Below are 19,673 nucleotides of genomic sequence, written 5' to 3' on the forward strand. Positions count from 1 at the left end.
CCGGATGACCGACCGGATGACCGGGCGGGGCAGGGCAGAAAAGGGCAGATCATGGAACTGACCGGAGGCAAGAGCCTTTTCCGGCGTGCGCTTGGCGGCGGGGCCTTTGTCGCGGGGTCTTATGTTTTCGCGCAATTCGCCCGGCTGTTGTCGAACCTGGTTCTGACGCGGCTTTTATATCCCGAGGCCTTCGGGGTCATGGCGCTGGTCATGGTCGTGCTGGTCGGCCTGCAGATGTTTTCCGATGTCGGCATCGGCCCGGCCATTTCGCGTTCTGCGCGCGGCGATGACCCGGATTTCCTGAACACCGCCTGGACGCTGAATGTGTTTCGCGGCGCGGGGCTCTGGGGGCTGACCTGCCTTGTCGCCTGGCCCGCCGCCTGGTTTTACGGCGTGCCGGAGCTTGCGCTTATGGTGCCGGTCGCGGGGCTGACGCTGCTGATCGGCGGCTTCAACCCGACGCGGATCGACACGGCGAACCGACATCTGCTTCTGGTGCGGGTGACGCTTCTTGATCTCGCGGCGCAGATCGGCGGCATTGTGGTGATGGTGGTTTTCGCCTGGATCACCGGCTCGATCTGGGCGCTGGTGGTGGGGGCGGTGGCGCAGGTCCTGCTGAAACTGTGCCTCACTTCGGTCTTCCTGCCCGGGCCTGCCAACCGTTTCCGCTGGGAGCCCGACGCTGCGCGCGAACTGGTGCATTTCGGGAAATGGATCCTTGCCTCGACGGCCGCCGGCTTCCTGCTGACCCAGGGCGATAAGGCGGTGCTGGGGTCCTGGCTCAGCATGGCCGATCTCGGGCACTATAATATCGGCTTTTTCCTCGCCTCCTTCCCGGTGCTGCTGGCGGGGCTGGTGGTGACGCGGATCATGATCCCGATCTACCGCGAGCTGGGCCCCCATGCCGATCCGGCGGGCGCGCGCAAACTGCGTCATTTGCGCTTTGGCCTGACGATCCCGATGCTTTTGGTGATGGGCGCCATGGCGGCGGGCGGCGACCTGATCGCGGGCGTCTTATACGATGCGCGCTACCAGGATGTGGGCGTGATCATCGCGGCGGTGGCGATGGCGCAGATGCCGATGCTGATCGGGCTGACCTATGACCAGGCAGCGCTGGCGGCCGGAGATGGGCGGGGCTTTTTCGTCGTCCAGGCGATAAGGGCGGCGTTGCAGACCACGGCGCTGATCATCGGCGCAGGCTGGGGCGGGCTTGGCGGTGCCCTTTTGGGCCAGGGGCTGGCGCTGGCGCTGACACATCCGTTCCTGATCCGGCTGGCGCGGCGTCACAAGGCCTGGGATCCGCGCCATGATCTGACGGCCGCCGCGCTGGCTCTGGTGCTGATAATTACACTTTGCTGGTCCGGGCGTGACGAATTGCTGACATTATTTGGATAGATATGACGGATGCGTGCTTTTCCGCGCCCCGAAAGCAGCGGCACTTGTGACAGGCGGCGCTGGGCTTATGAAGGGGCAATGCCCGTTGATGACGACGCCCGATTGCGACCCGGACCTGATTGCGACCCGACCCGATTGCGACCCCTGAGGAAGACCAGCCAGATGCAGACCGAAGCCACCGCCCTTCCCGAAGTCCTCCTGCTGACGCCACGCCGTTTTGGCGATGCGCGGGGCTGGTTCACCGAGACGTTCAATGCGCTTCGGATGAAAGAGGCCGGGATCGAAATTGACTGGGTGCAGGACAACCATTCCTTTTCCGCCGCCAAAGGCACTTTGCGCGGGCTGCATTACCAGTCTGCGCCCCATGCCCAGGACAAGCTGGTGCGCTGCACCCGCGGCGCGATCCTTGATGTGGCGGTGGATTTCCGTGAAGGCTCGCCCCGCTTTGGCCAATGGGTGGCCGAAGAGCTGTCGGCGGAAAACGGGCGCCAGCTTCTGATCCCGCAGGGCTTTTTGCATGGCTTTGTCACCCTGACCCCGGATGTCGAGGTGCAATATAAATGTTCCGATTTCTATGCGCCCGACTGCGATGGCGCCGTCCGCTGGGATGATCCGGAGATCGGGATTGACTGGGGCCTCGACGGCGCGCCGCCGGTTTTGTCAGACAAAGACCAGGCCGCGCCGCTGTTGAAAGATGCGGGCCGCCCCTTCCGCTATGAGGTGAAAGCATGAAGCTTCTCGTGACCGGAGGCGCGGGGTTCATCGGATCCGCCGTGGTGCGGCTGGCGGTCTCGCGCGGGCACAGCGTCGTGAATGTCGATGCGCTGACCTATGCGGCCTGCCTGGAAAATGTCGCCTCGGTCGGCAACAGCCCGCTTTATGCCTTTGAACAGGCCGATACAAGGGACCGGGCGGCGCTTGACCGGATTTTCGACGCGCATAAGCCCGATGCGGTGATGCATCTGGCGGCGGAAAGCCATGTTGACCGCTCGATCGACGGGCCGGGGGATTTCGTCGAAACGAACATCACCGGCACCTATAACATGCTCGAGGCCGCGCGGGCCTCGTGGACGCGCGCCGGCAAGCCTGCGTCTTTCCGGTTTCACCATATTTCGACCGATGAAGTCTTCGGCTCGCTGCCGCGCGATCCTGCGGTGAAATTCACCGAAGAGACCGCCTATGATCCGCGGTCGCCCTATTCGGCATCGAAAGCGGCCTCGGATCATCTGGTGCGCGCCTGGGCCGAGACTTACGGCCTGCCGGTGGTGCTGACCAATTGCTCGAACAATTACGGCCCGTTCCATTTCCCGGAAAAGCTGATCCCGGTGATCATCCTGAACGCTTTGGCCGGCAAACCGCTGCCAATCTATGGCGATGGCTCGAATATCCGCGACTGGCTCTATGTCGAGGATCACGCCGATGCGCTGCTGTTGGTTGTCGAGAAAGGCCAGCTGAACCGCAGCTATAATATCGGCGGCGAGAATGAGCGCACCAATCTGGAACTTGTGCAGACGCTGTGCGCCATCCTTGACCGCAAACGCCCGAAAGGGGCGGGGTCTTACAGCGATCAGATCACTTTCGTGACCGACCGCCCCGGCCATGACGCGCGCTATGCCATTGATCCGTCACGCATCCGCGAAGAACTTGGCTGGCGCCCGTCGGTCACCGTCGAAGAGGGGCTGGAGCGCACCGTGGACTGGTATCTCGCCAATGAGGCCTGGTGGCAGCCGCTGCTGGCCCGGCAGGGCGTGGGCGAGCGGCTGGGGGTTAAGGCATGAAGCTGCTCGTTTTCGGAAAAACCGGCCAGGTCGCGACGGAATTGCAGCGCCGTCTGCCGGCGGGGGTTCAGGCGGTGTTCCTGGGCCGCGATCACGCGGATCTCGTGGATCCGGCCTCTTGCGCGGCCGCGATTGCCGACGGGCGGACCGAGGCGGTGATCAATGCCGCCGCCTGGACTGCGGTAGACAAGGCCGAAAGCGAGGAGGCGCTGGCGAGCGTGGTCAATGGCGACGCGCCCACCGCAATGGCCGAAGCCTGCGCGAACGCGCAGATCCCCTTTCTGCATATCTCGACCGATTACGTCTTTTCGGGCCAGGGTGACCGACCCTTCCGCCCCGAAGATCCGGTCGCACCGCTCGGCGCCTATGGTCGTTCAAAGCTGAAAGGCGAGGAGGGCGTGCGCGCCGCCGGCGGCCAGCATCTGATCCTGCGCACCTCCTGGGTATTTTCGGCCCATGGTGCGAATTTCGTGAAAACCATGCTGCGGCTGGGCCGCGAACGTGACCTGCTGAAGGTCGTGGCCGATCAGCATGGCGGCCCGACCCCGGCGGCAGCGATTGCCGATGCGCTTTTGACGGCCGCTTTGGCGATGAAGGCGGGGGCGTCGGGCGGCACGCATCATTTCTCGGGCGCGCCAGATGCGACCTGGGCGGATTTCGCGCAGGAGATCATGACCCGTGCCGGGCTTTCCTGCCGGATCGGGGGTATTCCGACCCGCGAATACCCGACCCCGGCGCAGCGGCCGCTGAATTCGCGGCTGGACTGTTCGGCGCTCGAGGCGGCATTCGGCATCCCGCGCCCTGACTGGCGGACCGGGCTTGATGAGGTTCTGAAGGAGCTGGCAGTATGACACAGGCCGTGAAACGCAAGGGTATCATTCTGGCGGGCGGTTCGGGCACGCGGCTCTATCCGATCACCATGGGCGTCTCGAAACAGCTGTTGCCGCTTTATGACAAGCCGATGATCTATTATCCGCTCTCGGTGCTGATGCTGGGCGGCATCCGCGAGATCGCGATCATCACCACGCCGGACGACCAGACGCAGTTCCAGCGGCTGATGGGCGATGGCAGCCAATGGGGGCTGTCGCTCACCTGGATCACCCAGCCCTCGCCCGATGGCCTGGCTCAGGCCTATCTGCTGGCCGAAGACTTCCTCGGTGGCGCGCCTTCGGCGATGGTGCTGGGCGATAATATCTTTTTCGGCCACGGCCTGCCGGAAGTGCTGGCCGCGGCGTCTGCGCGCGAGGCCGGCGGCACGGTGTTCGGCTATCACGTCTCTGACCCCGAACGCTACGGCGTGGTGGATTTCGACCGCGACGGCAATGTGCGGGCGATCATCGAGAAACCGGCCAATCCGCCGTCGAATTTCGCGGTGACCGGGCTGTATTTCCTCGACGGTCGGGCATCGGAACTTGCGGCACGGGTGAAGCCATCCGCGCGCGGCGAGCTGGAGATTGCGGATCTGCTGGAGATCTACCGGGCCGAGGGCACGCTACGGGTCGAGCGGATGGGGCGCGGCTATGCCTGGCTTGACACCGGCACCCATGGCAGCCTGCTCGATGCGGGGAATTTCGTGCGCACGCTGACGCTGCGGCAGGGTCTGCAAGTGGGCTCGCCCGATGAAATCGCCTTCCGTGAGGGCTGGATCGACGCGGTGCAACTGGCCGCGCGGGCCAAGCTCTTCGGCAAGAACGATTATGGCCGCTATCTGTCAGAGCTGGCCACCGACTGAGATCCTCCTCCACGTGAATTGCCTGCCGGCTGAGTTGCCCTAAGACTGATATCCCTGGCAGGCGAGCGGGCTGTCCTGTGCTTTCCCTGCGCAACATTAGGTAATTCTAAACCTGTTATACGGCAATCCTTGCAATATCCCCGCTTCTGCGTTGTTCTGAGGGGTAATAGCCGCGGCCCCAGGTCGGGACACGCCGCGTTGCAGGTAGTGTAAGCAGCGGGGACATATGATAGCAGGATATCTCGCGGTCTCGGTTCTTGTTGCTGGCCTTGCGCTCAGCCTTTCTGTCCTGGCGGGCCACCCGCCTCTGGCCTGGCTGCTCTGCTATTCCGGGGCAGGGGCTACCTCTCTTATGACGATGGCTTTTTTCCACACAGGCGACTGGGAAGAGACCTCGGGCGCCGGTGACGCCTGACAAACCGCGCGGCGATACGTCTGTTGCCAGGGGGCAGAGCGGCCAGATCTTGCCGATTGTAATAGAATACGAAACAACATTTCGGGACTTTTCAGGCGCCTCACCGAAAGCCCGCATGCTTTGTGGCGATCAGTGGCTCCGAATCGCGTCTGGGACTTTGTGTCCTTCGCCGGGCGCTTCAGGGCCGGAACGTGGCATTTCCGGCGCGAAGACAGGAGCCGCCCCCCTGTCATGGCCAAAAATCTCTGAATTGCGTCGGAATTGTGGTGATCACATGGCGATCATGCTTTTCGCGCCCCGTCCCCATCGGATAAAATGATCCCCGGGGGCATTCTGACCGGGTGCTGTAGATGTGGTTAAAAGTTCTGCCAAGTTTTGATGTGGCGACGGTGAATATCGTCACCCGGGGGGTCTGTGCTGTGCCTCATTCGCCGAATTTGTTGACCGAGCGCTGACAATGTCAATCATTTCAGCAAAAACCGCCGGGGCTGCGGGCACCGCACCATTGTTGCGAAAAACATCTGACAAAGGCGAGCAGGTGTTGAACCTGCCCGGCCGTGGCGGTGTCTATCGCCATGCTTTCAAACGGGTGCTGGATCTGTTCGCCATATTGGCGGCGGTGCCGATTATGGTGCCGGTGGTTTTCGTGCTGGCGATCCTTGTGGCGCGCGATGGCGGCAGCCCCTTCTACAGTCAGATGCGGATCGGCAAAGGCGGGCGTTCGTTCCGGATGTGGAAGCTGCGCTCGATGGTAGTCGATGCGGATCAGCGGCTGGAGGCCTGGCTGGCGGTCAATCCCGCGGCGCGTGCGGAATGGGACAGCACGCAAAAGCTGCGCAATGACCCGCGCGTCACCCGGTTTGGCCATTTCCTGCGTCGCTCGTCGCTGGATGAACTTCCGCAGCTCTGGAATGTCTTCATCGGCAATATGAGCCTGGTCGGCCCAAGGCCGATGATGCTGAACCAGCGCGACCTCTATCCCGGCACGGCCTATTACGCGCTGCGCCCGGGTGTGACCGGCTACTGGCAGACCGCTGGCCGCAACCGCACGACCTTTGAGGCGCGGGCGGAATATGATGCGGTCTATGAGGAACAGCTTTCTCTGATGACTGACCTCGGCATTCTGGCGCGGACGGTGAGCGTGGTGCTGCGCGGCACCGGCTGCTGAAACACATATGTCTTTGGGCGGGGCGTTCACCCTGTTTAAATAATCGCCTGCTGCCCTTTGCGTGGACAGCAAAGGCTGCCGTCACAGATTAAGATCATAGTGCTGTCAATCTCACGGCGCCGGGACAGATCGGTTCTGAATGCCGAAGCTGCAAGTTCGGTGGACCTGCGGGACCGGAGGCGATTCCACGGCGCGGTTCCTGACATTGCCTGCCCGTGCATTGAGGAGGTCAGCCCGGAGAGGTGAAGGATCTCCGGGCTCTGTGCCGTGAGGTCCAAAAGCGCGGCCAGCCGTGTTACCGGCTCACGCTGCACTCAGAAGTATCTGCGACCCAGGCCCCCCGCAACGCCTGGCGCCGATGTGTCCGGCGGAGGGACTGCCTGTCGTTGCAGGTCATCCTCGCCCGCTTGCGCTGGCCCGCTTGTGATGGCCGGTAGGGTGGATCTCCGGCAAGGCAATGATCGGGCGCAGACCGAGTTCGCGTTCCATCTGCGTCGACGTGCGGATCACCGGCCTCAGCAGATCCAGCAGGAAGGCAAGGATCAGCCCGCCGAGCAGCCCCGCAATCGCCCCCGCCGCCACGAACATCTTGCGGCGTGGGCCGTCGGGATGCTCGGGCGTGATGGCGCGATCGAGAATGCCGAACCGTTCGCCCTGCTGGCGTTCGGCCAGACGCACCTGAGAATCTGCTTCGGCCAGAGCATCCGAAGCCTGGTCGAAATTGCGCTGGATCTGACCAAGGTCCCGCTCAAGATCCGCAAGACCGCGTTCCGCCACCGCAACACCCGCAAGCCCGGATTCGATGCCGGCGGCACGGGTCTTCAGCGCCGCTTGCTGGCCCGCGATGAGCGTGGTCTGATCATCCAACTCGCGCAGACGCTGCCGGTCGGTCGGTCGCAACGTCTCGCGCGCCGAGATGCGGCGGCGCTCTTCATCGACCAGCAGCAGATCGCGGTCGAGCCCGCGCAGATCGGTCTCGATGGTGGTCAGCTCTTCGCGCCGCGTCGCCGATACCGGCGGCAGCATTTCGGCATTTGCATTGCGCCAGGAGATGATTTTTGCCTCCTGCGCCTGGATCTCGGTGTTCAGAACCGACAGCCGGTCGGAATGGAAGGTATAGCTTTCGCGCGCCCGTGCGAGCTGGCCCGAGGCCGAGAGATCCACCACGCTTTGCGCCAGATCATTGGCGATGCGCGCCGCATTATCGGCATCGCCGAAGGTCGTGCTGATCACCACTGCTGAGACCTGGGTCGGCTGGCCATAGGCGGGGTCGCCCGAAACCTCGACCGTGTCAAACCGGATCGCCGCACGCAGGGCGGTCACTTTCGCCTCGGTCGACATCGCGGGCAGGTCGCTGAAGAGCCCGTGCCGTTCGATGATCGCGACCAGGTTCTGCCGCGTCGTCAGCCGGTGTTGCAGCGATTGCACCAGCTGCGCCGAGCCGGAGGCCTGAGTGGCCTCGGCCGGCTGTCCTGCGACCGGCACCCGGACCTGGGCGGTCTGGATCTCGATCGAGGCCCAGGCGGTGTAATTATCGGGGCGGCCTTTGGCGTAAAGCGCGGCCAGCACGACCGCGATCAGCGCGCAAAGCGCGATCATCCAGCCGCGCCGCAGCAGAAAGCCCAGAAGATCTTCGATATTGCGCAGATGTCCCATGGTGATCGTCCCTCAGCCGCGCCCGAACCAGCGGCTGATTGCGCCTCCGAACAGGCGGTCGGCAAGGCCCTGGCCCGCCAGAAGCCCGCGATCCTGTGCCCGGTTCAGCACCACCGCGAGCAGCGGCACGCGGCCCTCGAACATCCGTTCGCAGGCGGTGATATCGGCGGCGGTGGTACGGGTGCCATCCACCACCAGAAGCACCGCATCGACCTGGCCGCTCAGCGCGATCATGTCGTCATATTCCAGCGCCGGCGGCGTATCGAAAAGCTGGATATCGGGCTGCAGCAGATCACTTGCCGATTGCAGCGCGGCGGTGGTCTGCGGATCCTGCAGCGTTTCGGCCGGGCGGGCGACAGGCTCGCTGTTCAGCGCCAGCGCCAGGTTCGGGCCGATGCGGCGGAACTGGCCCTCAAGCGGCTGCTCGCCCTGGAGGAATTCCAGCAGCTGGGGCGACGGGGTTTGTGCAAACAGGCTCGCGAGGCGCGGGTGGCGCAGATCGAGATCCATCAGCACCGTCCGGCACGAGGGCAGCCGGCCCAGCGACAGCGCGAGATTGGCGGCGACATAGCTCTTGCCACAGCCGGCGCGCGGCGAGGTGATGGCGAGCCGGCTCATTCCTTCTTTGGTCATCGCCTGGGCGATGCGGGTGCGCAGCATGTCGAAATAGCGGGTGATCTGGTGGTGTTCCGGTTTCAGGAACAAACCGTTTCTGACCAGCCGGGCGGCATCGACATGGATTTCTCCGATTGATTCCCAGACTTTCGAGGGGTTCGGGCTGGCAAAAACTGCGGGCGAGATAGAGATCTCGCGCCCGGTGCGCTGGTCAAGCGCGATGGGCAGATTGATGCGCGGATGGCCGGGTTTGAACAGGGAGACAGCGGTGCCACGCGCGGCGGCCCCGGCTTTGCGATCCTGGTTATTATCTTCTGCGCCCATCAGGGGAAATCCCATATCCAGGGGGTTTGAACCGAAAGGGCCATGTATGTTGTGGCGGCTCATCTGTAATCCGGTTCCGACAGAAGGGCGGCAGCAGGACTGCGCGCCCGGAATTGATATCCCCTGCCGGATGGCAGGCGCGATGCCGGTCCCAGATGCGGGATCCCCTCCGGGGCCGGTCTGGCCTGAAGGATGTAGCCTGGAGTCCGGGCCCCCGCCCAGAAGAGCATTCCTAACAGATAGAGGGTAAAAATGAAACCCCGGCGCATGGGAAATGGCTGTGATCTCAGCTACTTTACCGACCGCGCGGGTCGCGCCGCCGGCACCCCCGCTGCCCGGGCCGGGGCGGGCAGGGGCGCGGCCGCTGCGCAGGGCTTTGACTTTGAAACCTGGCGGGCTTAGGCGTGATGGCCATGACAGCCGACACGCCTCATATCCCTGCGCCACGGGACCCGTCTGCCCCACCCGGGCCGGTCGTTGATGCCGTTGTGATTGGTCGCAATGAAGGCGGCCGGCTTGCCGCCTGTCTCGCGTCACTTACAGGCCAGGTGCGGCGGCTGGTCTATGTCGACAGCGGCTCGACCGATGGCTCGCAGGCGCTGGCGCGGCGGGCAGGGGCGATTGTGGTCGCGCTTGACCTTTCGCGCCCCTTCACGGCGGCGCGGGCACGCAATGCCGGTGTACTTGCGCTGACTGCAGAGGGCGCAGAGCCCGATTACGTCCAGTTCGTCGATGGCGATTGCGAAGTGGTGCCGGGCTGGGTGGCGCGCGGGCTGCAGGGCTTTCGCGACCACCCCGGTGCCGTGGTGATCTGTGGCCGCAGACGCGAGCGGCACCCGGAGGCTTCGGTCTATAACCGGTTCTGTGACCGCGAATGGAACACGCCTGTCGGCGAGGCGCTGGCCTGCGGCGGGGATGCGCTGATGAGGCTGCAGGATTTCCACGCGGTGCGCGGCTACCGCGAGGATCTGATCGCGGGCGAGGAGCCGGAGCTGTGCCAGCGGCTGCGCCGGGCAGGCGGGCAGATCTGGCGGATCGACGCGGAGATGACGCTGCATGACGCAGCGATGACGCGTGTGTCGCAATGGTGGCGGCGCATGAAACGCGCGGGACATGCTTTCGCCGAAGGTGCGGCCCTGCATGGGCGCGGCCCCGACCGCCATTGGCGGCGCGAGACGGCGCGCGCTTTGGTCTGGGGCGCCTTACTGCCGGTTTTGGTAGTGCTGGCGGGGCTGATCCATCCGGCGTTCTGGCTCGCGGGCCTGATCTGGCCCTTGCAGATGCTGCGCCTCGGGTTTCGCTGGCGTCATGAGGGACGCGCGGGCACTGAGGCCGCGGTTCTGACGGTCCTGGGGAAGTTTCCGGAAGCCCTGGGCGCGCTTGGCTATCTGCGCGACCGGGTGTTGCGTCGCAGGCGGGGCCTGATCGAATACAAATAGATCTTGCGACCGCAGGTGCCAGGCCTTCCTGATCTCACCCGGCAGGATCGCGAAGCAGGCGGCATAGCGCGGCAGCAGCCGGCGCGGCGAGGCCACCGCCCGCCAGGCCCATTCCATCGCGATTTTTCGCACCCATTCCGGGGCACGGGTCTGATTGCCCGAGAGGAACTCGACCCCGGCCCCGACCGAGGCAAATCCCATCCGGGGCGCGAGGGTACGGCCAAGGGCGGCGAACCGTTCCTGCTTGGGCGCGCCAAGCGCGATCAGGCACAGGCCAGGCCCAAGCGCGTTAAGGCGGGCGAGGGCGTCGCGGGCCACCGGACCTTCGGGGTCAAACCCCATCGGCGGCGCGATCAGCAGTCCTTTCCGATAGCCGGGGAGGACGCGCGCGAGTTGCTCGCTGGCCCCTTCCAGCGCGGCCTCGGTGGCGCCCAGCATCGAGACGGGCAGACCAGCCTCGGCAGCGAGCCAGCACAGCGGCACCACCAGATCCGACCCCGGCAACAGATCGACGGGCTTTTTCGCGAGCCTGGACAGCCAGACGATCGGATTGCCGTCCGCAACCACCATATCCTGACGCGCATAGGCTTCGAGAAAAGCCGGGTCCCGGCGCAGTTTGACGAGATGATCAACGTTGATTGTCGCCAAAGCAAAGCCTTTGCCCCGACGCATCAGCCTTTCCACATCGTCAAGCAATGCGGTGCGGCTCGCGTGAGTCACCTCGATACAGGTCTTTTGGATGGTGAACTGCAAGGCGATCATCCTGACAGGGCGGGCTGATGTCATTGTAGCGCGCGCCAGCGTCATAGGCGACTGGTTCCGGACGTCAACACTCTGTTTCCAACTCTGGCAGAGTGGGGGTGAGGCAGCGCCCTGTCCCGGCCTCGCCTCGGAGAGCGGTTCGTGCTAGGCTATGGGCCTAAATTGCGCCCGGTTAAAGCGCGAGCAGAACGGATCCCGGCCGGATGTCATCTACGATAGCGCTGCTGGCGCTTTTGATCTGGCCCTTTGTGGTCTGGGTTTTCTACAATCGGATGGGGCCGGGCCGGGCGCTGATCTGGTCGGTTCTGACCGGCTATATGTTTTTGCCAGAGCTGGCAAAAATCGACCTTCCGATGCTGCCCGACCCCGATAAACACATGCTGCCGGCGCTGGCGGCGGCGGTGATCTCCTGGCTGATGCTGGGCCGGACCCTGCCGGTTTTCACCGGCAATATGATGGTCAGGGTGCTGGTCGCGGGCTTTCTGATCTCGCCCGTCTTCACCGCGCTTCTGAACACCGACCCGATTTTCCTTGGCCATGGCCGCGAGATCCAGGGCATGCGAATCTATGATTCCATCGCCATCACAGGCACCGAGGCGATGTATCTTCTGCCGCTGTTCCTTGCGCGGCGCGATCTCGCCACGCCCGAGGCGATGCGCGACCTTCTGATGGCACTGACGATTGCGGCGCTGCTTTATACCGGGCCGATTCTGATCGAGACGGTGATGTCGCCGCAGCTGCATATCTGGGTCTATGGCTATTTCCAGCACGACATGTCCCAGGCGGTGCGGTTTGGCGGCTGGCGGCCCTTTGTCTTTATGCCGCACGGGCTTTGGGTGGCGTTTTTCGTGCTCTCCTGCCTGATCGCGGCGGGGATGCTGCTCCGGCTGGGGCCGGCGCCGGCGCGGGTCTGGCAGCTGCCGGTCTTCCTGCTGACCTGCGCGCTTCTGATTCTGTGCAAGAGCTTTGGCCCCATCGCCTATGCGCTGGCCGCCGCGCCGCTGGTCTTTCTTGCGACCCCGCGCCAGATCCTTGGCGTTGTCGGGCTGCTGGCGGTGGTGGTGATCCTGTATCCGCTTTTGCGCGGCGCCCATCTGGTGCCGGTTGACTATATTTCCAGCTTTGCCGGCGATTTGAGCGAGGACCGCGCCCAGAGCTTCGGTTACCGGCTGATGAATGAGGATCTGCTGCTGGCCCGCGCCGCCGAGCGACCCCTTTTTGGCTGGGGCGGCTATGGGCGCGGTTTCCTCTATGATCCGGCGACCGGCATCGTGGAGACGGTGGCGGATGGCGCCTGGATCATCCGGATCGGGGCGTTCGGCTGGGTCGGCTATCTCGTGCAATTCGGGCTTTTATGCCTGCCTTTGTGGCTCCTTGCGCGCGAGGCGCGGCTGAAACCCGGATCGGTCGGCCTGCCGGCGGCGGGGGTGGCGCTGATCCTCGGGCTGAATCTTGTTGATCTTTTGCCCAATGCAACGCTGACGCCGCTGAGCTGGCTGATGGCGGGCGCGATCCTTGGTCAGGCCGAGGCTTTGCGGGCCATGCGCGAGGCCTCGCTTGCAGATTTGCGGCGAAACCAGCCCCGCCGCACCCTTATCTGAGCAGGCACGGCCATCAGACTGCCGCAAAAGCCGGCCGGGGCTGCGTTAAATGTGGCATGAATGCGGCATTAACGAGGCAGTCTTGTGGCATTGTTGCTTCGCGGGATAAGAACTGGTCACGGCCGCGCTCAGGGTATGAGGTTGCCTTAAATTGAGCTAGATTAACGCGGATAATCAACAGACTGGCAGGGGGCTGTCTGTCAGGGCCGGAACGCTTCTGTTCCACCCCGGATCCCCTGAGCCACTGAACCGAAGTGATGGATGATATGACGCGCAGACCCCCAGGTGTGGCCGCGACCGACATAGCGATTGTCGGCATGGCCGCGCATTTGCCGGGTGCGGGGGATATCTCCACCTTCTGGGCCAATCTGCGCGCAGGTGTGGAATCGATCCGGGTGCTGTCGCGCGACGAGCTGCTGGCCGCGGGCGAGAGCGCGTCAAAGATGGCGCGACCGAATTACGTGCCAGCCGCCGCCGTGCTCGATGGGTTCGAGACCTTTGACGCCGACTTCTTCGGCTTCTCGCCGAAAGAGGCCGCGATCCTTGATCCGCAGCACCGCCAGTTCCTCGAGGTCGCCTGGGAGGCGCTGGAAAATGCCGGCCATCCTCCCGAGAATTTCCCCGGCGCCATCGGGGTCTGGGCCGGCTGCGGTATGGGGTCGTATTTCTATTTCAACCTCTGCTCGAACCCTGATCTGGTCGAAGAGACCGGCATGTTCCTTCTGCGCCATACCGGGAATGACAAGGATTTCCTCGCCACCCGCGCGAGCCATATCCTTGATCTCAAAGGCCCTTCGGTGAATGTGCAGACCGCCTGTTCAACCTCGCTGGTGGCGATCCACTACGCGTCTCAGGCGCTTTTGAACGGCGAATGCGATATGGCGCTGGCGGGGGGCGTCACCATCGAATTGCCCCATGCGCGGGGCTATCTGTTCCAGGAGGGCGAGATCCTGTCGCCGGACGGGCACTGCCACGCCTTTGACCACCGCGCGCAGGGCACGGTGTTCGGGTCGGGCGCGGGCTGTGTGGTCTTGCGCCGCGCGGTCGATGCGATCCGCGATGGTGATCATATCTGGGCCATCCTGAAGGGCACCGCGATCAACAATGACGGCGCGGCCAAGGCGGGTTATCTTGCACCATCCGTCGATGGGCAATCGGCCTGTATTGCCGAGGCCCAGGCGCTGGCGGGCGTCACTGCCGATAGCGTGACCTATATCGAATGCCATGGCACCGGGACCTATCTCGGCGACCCGATCGAGGTCGCGGCACTGACCGGGGCCTTCCGCGAGACCACGGATGCGGTCGGCCATTGCCGCATCGGCTCGGTGAAAACCAATATCGGCCATCTCGACACTGCCGCCGGGGTGGCGAGCCTGATCAAGGTCGCGCTCTCGCTGCATCACCGGGAATTGCCGCCGAGCCTTGGCTATGAGGCACCGAACCCCTCGATTGATTTCGAGACATCACCTTTCCGCGTCAATGACCGGCTGACCCCCTGGGACGCGCCGGTCTTGCGCGCGGGCGTCAACAGTCTGGGCGTCGGCGGCACCAATGCCCATGCCGTGCTGGAAGAGGCGCCCATTCGGGCAGTATCCGAGGACAGCGACTGGCCGTTCCATCCGCTGGTGCTCTCGGCGCGTTCAAAAGCCGCGCTTGAGGGCCAGGCGAGCCGGCTTGCCGCCCATCTGCGCGCGCATCCCGACCAGAAGCTGGCAGATGTGGCTTTCACGCTGAAAGAGGGCCGCCGCGCCTTTGAGAAACGCCGGGTTATAGTCGCGGAAAGCCATACCGAGGCCGCGGGCCTGCTGGAAGGCGCCAATCCGCGCCTTGTCTTCAACCATGATCATCTGGGCGAGAACCCTGAGGTGGTCTTCATGTTCCCCGGCGGCGGCGCGCAATTTGCCGGCATGGCGGGCGATCTTTACGAGACCGAGCCGGTTTTCAAAGACTGGATGGATCGCGGCCTTGCGGTGCTGGAGCCGCAGCTGGATTACGATATCCGCGCGCTCTGGCTGCCCGCGAAGGGCGCGGAACAGGCGGCGGATCAGGCGCTGAAAAAGCCCTCGGTGCAGCTGCCGCTGATCATGATCACCGAATATGCGCTGGCGAGGCTTTATGAAAGCTGGGGCATCACCCCCGCCGCGCTGATCGGTCATTCGATGGGCGAGAATACGGCGGCTGCTTTGGCCGGTGTGATGTCATTCGAGGATTGCATCGGGCTGGTCCTGTTGCGCGGCCGGCTTTTTGACACAGTGGCGCCGGGGGGGATGCTCTCGGTGCCGCTGCCCGAGGCAGATCTGGCGCGCTACTGGGCCGATGATCTTGATATGGCTTCGGTCAATGCGCCGGGGCTTTGCGTGGTCTCGGGCCCGGATGCGGCACTGGATGCGCTGGCCGCACGGCTGGCCGCCGATGAGATCGAGACGCAGCGGATTGCGATCAATATCGCGGCGCATAGCCGGATGCTCGCACCGATCCTGCCCGCCTTTGGCGATTACCTGCGCAGCATTCACCTCTCTGCGCCGCAGATCCCGATCATCTCGAACCGCTCGGGCAAGGTGCTGACGGATGCCGAGGCGACGGACCCGGATTATTGGGTCGCACATCTGAGAAATACGGTGAATTTCCAGGCCGGGCTGGCGGACCTGACCGCGGTGCCGGGCCGGGTCTATATGGAAATGGGGCCGGGCCGTGCGCTTTCCTCGCTTGCGGGCGCCAATGGGGTCGGACCGGGCCAGGTCGTACCGGCCTTGCGGCACCCCGAACAGAAGATCGCCGATGATGCCTGGCTGGTCGGATCCATCGCGCGGCTCTGGGCCTGCGGCGTCGCGGTCGACTGGGGCCAGATCTGGGGCGGACGTCTGCGCCAGCGCGTGCCGCTGCCCTCCTATGCCTTTCAGCGCAAACCGTTTTTTATCGCACCGGGTGAGGCGGCGCCGGTGGCGGCAGAGCTGCCCGCGCGGGTGGAAGACCTGAGCGGCTGGGGCTGGAAGCGGCACTGGACCCCTTCGCCTGCAGGCTTTGACATTGATGATCTGGGCGCGGCGGCGCCGGCAAGCTGGCTGGTCTTTGCCGATGATGCCGGGCTTTGCCTGGCTGCGGCAGACCGGTTGCGCGCGGCGGGACATCGGGTGATCCTTGTGCATCCGGGTGACAGTTTCCGCGCCCTCGGCGAGGACCGCTACAGCCTTGCGCCCGAACGCGGGCTGGAAGGGTATGAGGCGCTGATCCGCGAACTGGCGGGGCGGGGCATCGCGCCCGCGCAGGTGCTGCATGGCTGGCTTGTGACGAAAGACGAAAGCTTCCGCCCGGGGTCAAGTTTCGCGCAAAGGCTGATCGAACAGGGGTTCTGGTCGACATTGTTCCTGTTGCAGGCCATGGCGGGTGAAAACCTTGCCCAGGGGGTGAAGCTCACTTTCCTGACGAATGGCGCGGCGGCGGCGAAAGGCACTGTGCTGCGCTGGCCGGAAAAGGCGCTGTTGCGCGGGCCGGTGCTGGTGGCGGGCAAGGAATTGCCAGGCGTTGCGCTGGCGCAGCTGGACCTGGAGCTGCCGGTCTTGCGGCGCGGCGAAAGCCTGCCCGATGCGCTGGTTGATGCGGTGATCGAAGAGGCGCTTGCGCCAGAGGGTGGTGTGGCGGTCTTGCGTGGCGCGCGGCGCTACGCCGAGGGGCTGCGCCCGGCGCCCTTGCCCGAGGCGGGGTTCGAGCTGCCTTTGGGCGCGCATGTGCTTATCACCGGCGGATTTGGCGGGATCGGGCTGACGCTGGCAGAAGACCTGATCCGGAACCGCGCAGCGAAGGTCACGCTGATTGCGCGGTCGCGCCTGCCGGAGGGGGCTGAGCGCGCGGCCTGGCTGCGGGCCCATGCGCCCGAGGATGCGGTCTCGCGGCGGATTATGGCGGTGGAGCGGCTGGAGGCACTGGCGCATGAGAGCGGCGGCGGGATCGCGCTGGCCCGGGCCGATGTGGCCAATCTGTTCGAGATGCAGGCGGTGGTTGAGGCTGCGGTCGCGCGGATGGGGCCGGTAGATGCGGTGATCCATGCGGCGGGGATGGTGGCGGATGGGCCGATCCTTGGCAAGGATCCGGGCAGTGTGGAAGAGGTGTTCGCGCCGAAGCTGCATGGGACCGGGGTGATCGACCGGCTGTTCCCGGACGGGACGCTGAAGCTTCTGGTGCTGTTTTCCTCGACCTCGACGGTGACGGGCCCGGCGGGGCAGGTCGATTATGTCGCGGTGAATGAATATCTGAATGCCTTTGCCGAGGCGCGGGCCGGGGCGGCGACGCGGGTGGTCGCGCTGGACTGGGGGATATGGCAGGGCGTCGGCATGGCGGCCGAGAGTCTCGCGGACCGGATGGGGCGCGAGGCGGCGCCGTGGGTGCCGGTGCGCCAGCCGATGCTGACGGCGGCCGGGTTTGACGTTTCGGGCAACCGGATCTTTACCGGTGATCTGTCCTGTCAGCAGTGGATCTTTGAGGGCCACCGCACCCGCGCGGGTCAGGCTTTGCTGCCGGGGACCGGCTATCTGGAACTGGCGGCCGAGGCCTGGGCCTTGCAGGAAGGGGCGGTCGGGGTGCCGGGGCCTGGCGCCGGGTTCGGGATCCGCGATCTGACCTTCTTTGCGGCGCTGGATCTCGCGGAAAGCGAGACGCGACCCCTGCGGGTGCGGCTGAGCCGCAGCGAGGCAGGCTATGATTTCGAGGTGCAGACGCTGATGCGCGCGGGAGGCCGGGATGGCTGGGCCACCCATGCCACGGCGCGGCTGCTCGCGCTGACCGGAGAACAGGCCGCGATCCCGCCGGGGATCGACCCCGGCGGGATCGCGGCGCGGCTTCGCGCGCCCGAGATGGGCCAGCGGCAGGAGGGGGAGGCAGAAGGCTGGCTTCCCAGCCGGCAGGAGGCACATCTGGCGTTTGGCCCGCGCTGGCGGGTGTTGCGTTCGCGCGCTTATGGCGCGGGGGAAGGGCTGGCGCGGCTGTCGCTGCCAGAGGCCTTCCGGCGGGAGGTGTTGGGCGGCGATCCGGTTGGAGGCGATCCGGTTGCGGGCGATCCGTTGGGGACCTGGCTTTTGCATCCGGCACTCATGGATCTGGCCACCGGCTGGGCGATGGATCTGATCGCGGGGTATCAGCCGGACCGGCTCTGGGTGCCGCTGTCTTACGGATCGGTGCGGGTCTTTGCGCCGCTGAGCGCTGACCTCGTCAGCCATATCCGCAATGCGGGTGAGAACCGCGCTGACCGGCCGACCGCCGTGTTTGACATCACCCTTGCCACCCCGGAGGGCCGGGTGCTGGTCGAGATCACCGGCTTTACCATCCGCCGGCTGGATGCGGCTTTGTCCTTTCCGGCCCCTGATCCGCGCCTGCTGGAGGCGCCCGAGGGTGGCCCCGCACGGGCGCTGTCACCGGCGGAAGAGCGGCTGATGATGGCGTTCCGCCAGGGCATCCGCCCTGAAGAGGGGGCCCGGGTCTTTGGCCGCGCGCTGAATGCGGGGCTGTCGCAGATCCTTGTGTCTTCGCTGGATCTGCCGGCCCTGGTGCGCCAGACTGCGGCCGTCATTGAGGCGCGCAAATCGGGGCAGAGCTTTGAGCGCCCCGATCTCGACACGGATTACATCGCGCCGCGGGATGATATCGAGCGCAGCCTGACCGGCTTCTGGCAGGATCTGCTCGGGGTTTCGCAGGTGGGGGTCGAGGATAATTTCTTCGATCTCGGCGGGCATAGCCTGATCGCGGTCCGGCTTTTCGCGATGGTGAAAAAGACCTGGGCGGTTGATTTCCCGATCTCGGTGCTTTTTGAGGCGCCGACCGTGGCGGCCTGTGCGGGCCTGATCCGCGAGGCGGCGGGGATCACCGGTGAGAGCCTGGTTGCGACCGGGGGCGCGGGTTCGGGCCCGATGCCGGCGGCGAAGGCTGTGAAACAGCCGCGCCGCTTCACCCATCTCGTGCCGATGACGCCCGAGGCGGGGAAGTCCGGCACGGCACCGGGCGCGAAGACGCCCTTCTTCCTGGTGTCCGGCATGTTCGGCAATGTGCTGAACCTGCGTCATCTGGCGCAGCTGGAAGGGCGGGACCGGCCGTTTTACGGCCTCCAGGCGCGCGGGCTTTACGGCGAGGATCAGCCGCATGATGATTTCACCGAAGCCGCGCGCGATTACATCGCCGAGATCCGTCAGGTGCAGCCGTCAGGGCCTTACCTGCTGGGCGGTTTCTCGGGCGGCGGGCTGATCGCCTGGGAAATGGCGCGCCAGCTGGAGGCTGAGGGGGAAGAGGTGGCGCAGCTTGTGCTGCTTGATACGCCTTTGCCGATGCGCCCCGGCCTCAGCCGCCGCGACAAGGCGCTGATCAAGCTCGCGGAATTGCGGCGCAAGGGGCCGGGCTATCTGGCGGAATGGGCGAAGAACCGGCTCGACTGGGAGCGGCGCAAACGTGCAGGCGCCACGGTCGAGGAAGAGGGATTCCATAACAGCGCCATCGAGGCGGCGTTCCGCGCCGCACTGCCGCGCTATCAGATGAGCCCGCGCAAAGGCGCGACGGTGCTGTTCCGGCCAGAGCTGGATCGGCACTGGCAGGTCTCGGGCGGGAAATGGGTCTCGGCGGCGAAGGAATATGTGTTCGAAGACAATGATCTGACCCGTTTCGCCCCGAAGCTGCGGGTGATCGAAGTGCCCGGAGATCATGATTCGATGGTGCTGGAGCCGAATGTGCGGGTGCTGGCGGCGGCGCTGAAAGCGCTGCTGGCCGGGACTGAGGCACGCGAAGGCCCACTGGCGACGGCGGCGGAATAG

General features: G+C 65.1%; 12 protein-coding genes and 1 pseudogene. 10 read left to right on the forward strand and 3 right to left on the reverse strand.

Annotation, left to right across the window (positions count from 1 at the left end; genetic code table 11):
- The first annotated feature begins 51 nt into the window (after window positions 1-51).
- From AC4FS3_RS19840 to AC4FS3_RS19870, 7 genes are all read left to right on the forward strand, one after another.
- Window positions 52-1,395 carry an oligosaccharide flippase family protein gene (locus tag AC4FS3_RS19840; RefSeq protein ID WP_491021973.1) on the forward strand — a complete coding sequence of 448 codons (1,344 nt, stop codon included), beginning with the start codon at window positions 52-54 and terminating at the stop codon, window positions 1,393-1,395.
- A 162-nt stretch (window positions 1,396-1,557) separates the two neighbouring features.
- Window positions 1,558-2,127 carry a dTDP-4-dehydrorhamnose 3,5-epimerase gene (gene rfbC, locus AC4FS3_RS19845; protein ID WP_491021974.1) on the forward strand — a complete coding sequence of 190 codons (570 nt, stop codon included), beginning with the start codon at window positions 1,558-1,560 and terminating at the stop codon, window positions 2,125-2,127.
- Entirely contained in the window at window positions 2,124-3,173 is a 1,050-nt protein-coding gene (gene rfbB, locus AC4FS3_RS19850; protein WP_491021975.1) for a dTDP-glucose 4,6-dehydratase, read from the forward strand. Before rfbC ends, rfbB begins: the two co-directional genes overlap by 4 nt.
- Window positions 3,170-4,024, forward strand: coding sequence for a dTDP-4-dehydrorhamnose reductase (gene rfbD, locus AC4FS3_RS19855; protein WP_491021976.1), 855 nt, complete (start codon window positions 3,170-3,172; stop codon window positions 4,022-4,024). Before rfbB ends, rfbD begins: the two co-directional genes overlap by 4 nt.
- Entirely contained in the window at window positions 4,021-4,905 is an 885-nt protein-coding gene (rfbA, locus tag AC4FS3_RS19860; RefSeq protein ID WP_491021977.1) for a glucose-1-phosphate thymidylyltransferase RfbA, read from the forward strand. Before rfbD ends, rfbA begins: the two co-directional genes overlap by 4 nt.
- 226 nt (window positions 4,906-5,131) lie before the next feature.
- Complete coding sequence (locus AC4FS3_RS19865) at window positions 5,132-5,320, forward strand: hypothetical protein (protein WP_283177298.1); 189 nt, start codon at window positions 5,132-5,134, stop codon at window positions 5,318-5,320.
- Window positions 5,321-5,858: 538 nt separating this feature from the next.
- Window positions 5,859-6,488, forward strand: a complete 630-nt coding sequence (locus AC4FS3_RS19870) for a sugar transferase (protein WP_491022029.1) — start codon at window positions 5,859-5,861, stop codon at window positions 6,486-6,488.
- A gap of 393 nt (window positions 6,489-6,881) precedes the next feature.
- Here AC4FS3_RS19870 and AC4FS3_RS19875 read toward each other — a convergent pair whose 3' ends face one another.
- On the reverse strand, window positions 6,882-8,144 hold the full coding sequence (locus tag AC4FS3_RS19875) for a Wzz/FepE/Etk N-terminal domain-containing protein (protein WP_491021978.1): 1,263 nt from the start codon (window positions 8,142-8,144) through the stop codon (window positions 6,882-6,884).
- Between the two features lie 12 nt (window positions 8,145-8,156).
- Window positions 8,157-9,083 carry a CpsD/CapB family tyrosine-protein kinase gene (locus tag AC4FS3_RS19880; protein WP_491021979.1) on the reverse strand — a complete coding sequence of 309 codons (927 nt, stop codon included), beginning with the start codon at window positions 9,081-9,083 and terminating at the stop codon, window positions 8,157-8,159.
- A gap of 413 nt (window positions 9,084-9,496) precedes the next feature.
- On the opposite strand from AC4FS3_RS19880, the gene AC4FS3_RS19885 reads away from it, so the two are divergent.
- Window positions 9,497-10,522 (forward strand): glycosyltransferase family 2 protein, encoded by a 1,026-nt coding sequence (locus tag AC4FS3_RS19885; protein WP_491021980.1) that lies wholly within the window; start codon window positions 9,497-9,499, stop codon window positions 10,520-10,522.
- Between the two features lie 63 nt (window positions 10,523-10,585).
- Here AC4FS3_RS19885 and AC4FS3_RS19890 read toward each other — a convergent pair.
- Window positions 10,586-11,329, reverse strand: a pseudogene (locus AC4FS3_RS19890) (WecB/TagA/CpsF family glycosyltransferase); the annotation flags it as partial.
- Window positions 11,330-11,487: 158 nt separating this feature from the next.
- Here AC4FS3_RS19890 and AC4FS3_RS19895 point away from each other — a divergent pair.
- On the forward strand, window positions 11,488-12,885 hold the full coding sequence (locus AC4FS3_RS19895) for a hypothetical protein (protein ID WP_491021981.1): 1,398 nt from the start codon (window positions 11,488-11,490) through the stop codon (window positions 12,883-12,885).
- 257 nt (window positions 12,886-13,142) lie between these two features.
- Complete coding sequence (locus AC4FS3_RS19900; protein WP_491021982.1) at window positions 13,143-19,673, forward strand: type I polyketide synthase; 6,531 nt, start codon at window positions 13,143-13,145, stop codon at window positions 19,671-19,673.

It is taken from the genome of Pseudogemmobacter sp. TB195 (assembly GCF_058313095.1).

What these genes read in the sequence shown, in the direction of transcription:
- AC4FS3_RS19840 (WP_491021973.1), top strand. Translation starts at nt 52, where the DNA reads ATGGAACTGACCGGAGGCAAGAGCCTTTTCCGGCGTGCGCTTGGCGGC.
- rfbC (WP_491021974.1), top strand. Translation starts at nt 1,558, where the DNA reads ATGCAGACCGAAGCCACCGCCCTTCCCGAAGTCCTCCTGCTGACGCCA.
- rfbB (WP_491021975.1), top strand. Translation starts at nt 2,124, where the DNA reads ATGAAGCTTCTCGTGACCGGAGGCGCGGGGTTCATCGGATCCGCCGTG.
- rfbD (WP_491021976.1), top strand. Translation starts at nt 3,170, where the DNA reads ATGAAGCTGCTCGTTTTCGGAAAAACCGGCCAGGTCGCGACGGAATTG.
- rfbA (WP_491021977.1), top strand. Translation starts at nt 4,021, where the DNA reads ATGACACAGGCCGTGAAACGCAAGGGTATCATTCTGGCGGGCGGTTCG.
- AC4FS3_RS19865 (WP_283177298.1), top strand. Translation starts at nt 5,132, where the DNA reads ATGATAGCAGGATATCTCGCGGTCTCGGTTCTTGTTGCTGGCCTTGCG.
- AC4FS3_RS19875 (WP_491021978.1), bottom strand. Translation starts at nt 8,144, where the DNA reads ATGGGACATCTGCGCAATATCGAAGATCTTCTGGGCTTTCTGCTGCGG.
- AC4FS3_RS19880 (WP_491021979.1), bottom strand. Translation starts at nt 9,083, where the DNA reads ATGGGCGCAGAAGATAATAACCAGGATCGCAAAGCCGGGGCCGCCGCG.
- AC4FS3_RS19885 (WP_491021980.1), top strand. Translation starts at nt 9,497, where the DNA reads ATGACAGCCGACACGCCTCATATCCCTGCGCCACGGGACCCGTCTGCC.
- AC4FS3_RS19895 (WP_491021981.1), top strand. Translation starts at nt 11,488, where the DNA reads ATGTCATCTACGATAGCGCTGCTGGCGCTTTTGATCTGGCCCTTTGTG.
- AC4FS3_RS19900 (WP_491021982.1), top strand. Translation starts at nt 13,143, where the DNA reads ATGGATGATATGACGCGCAGACCCCCAGGTGTGGCCGCGACCGACATA.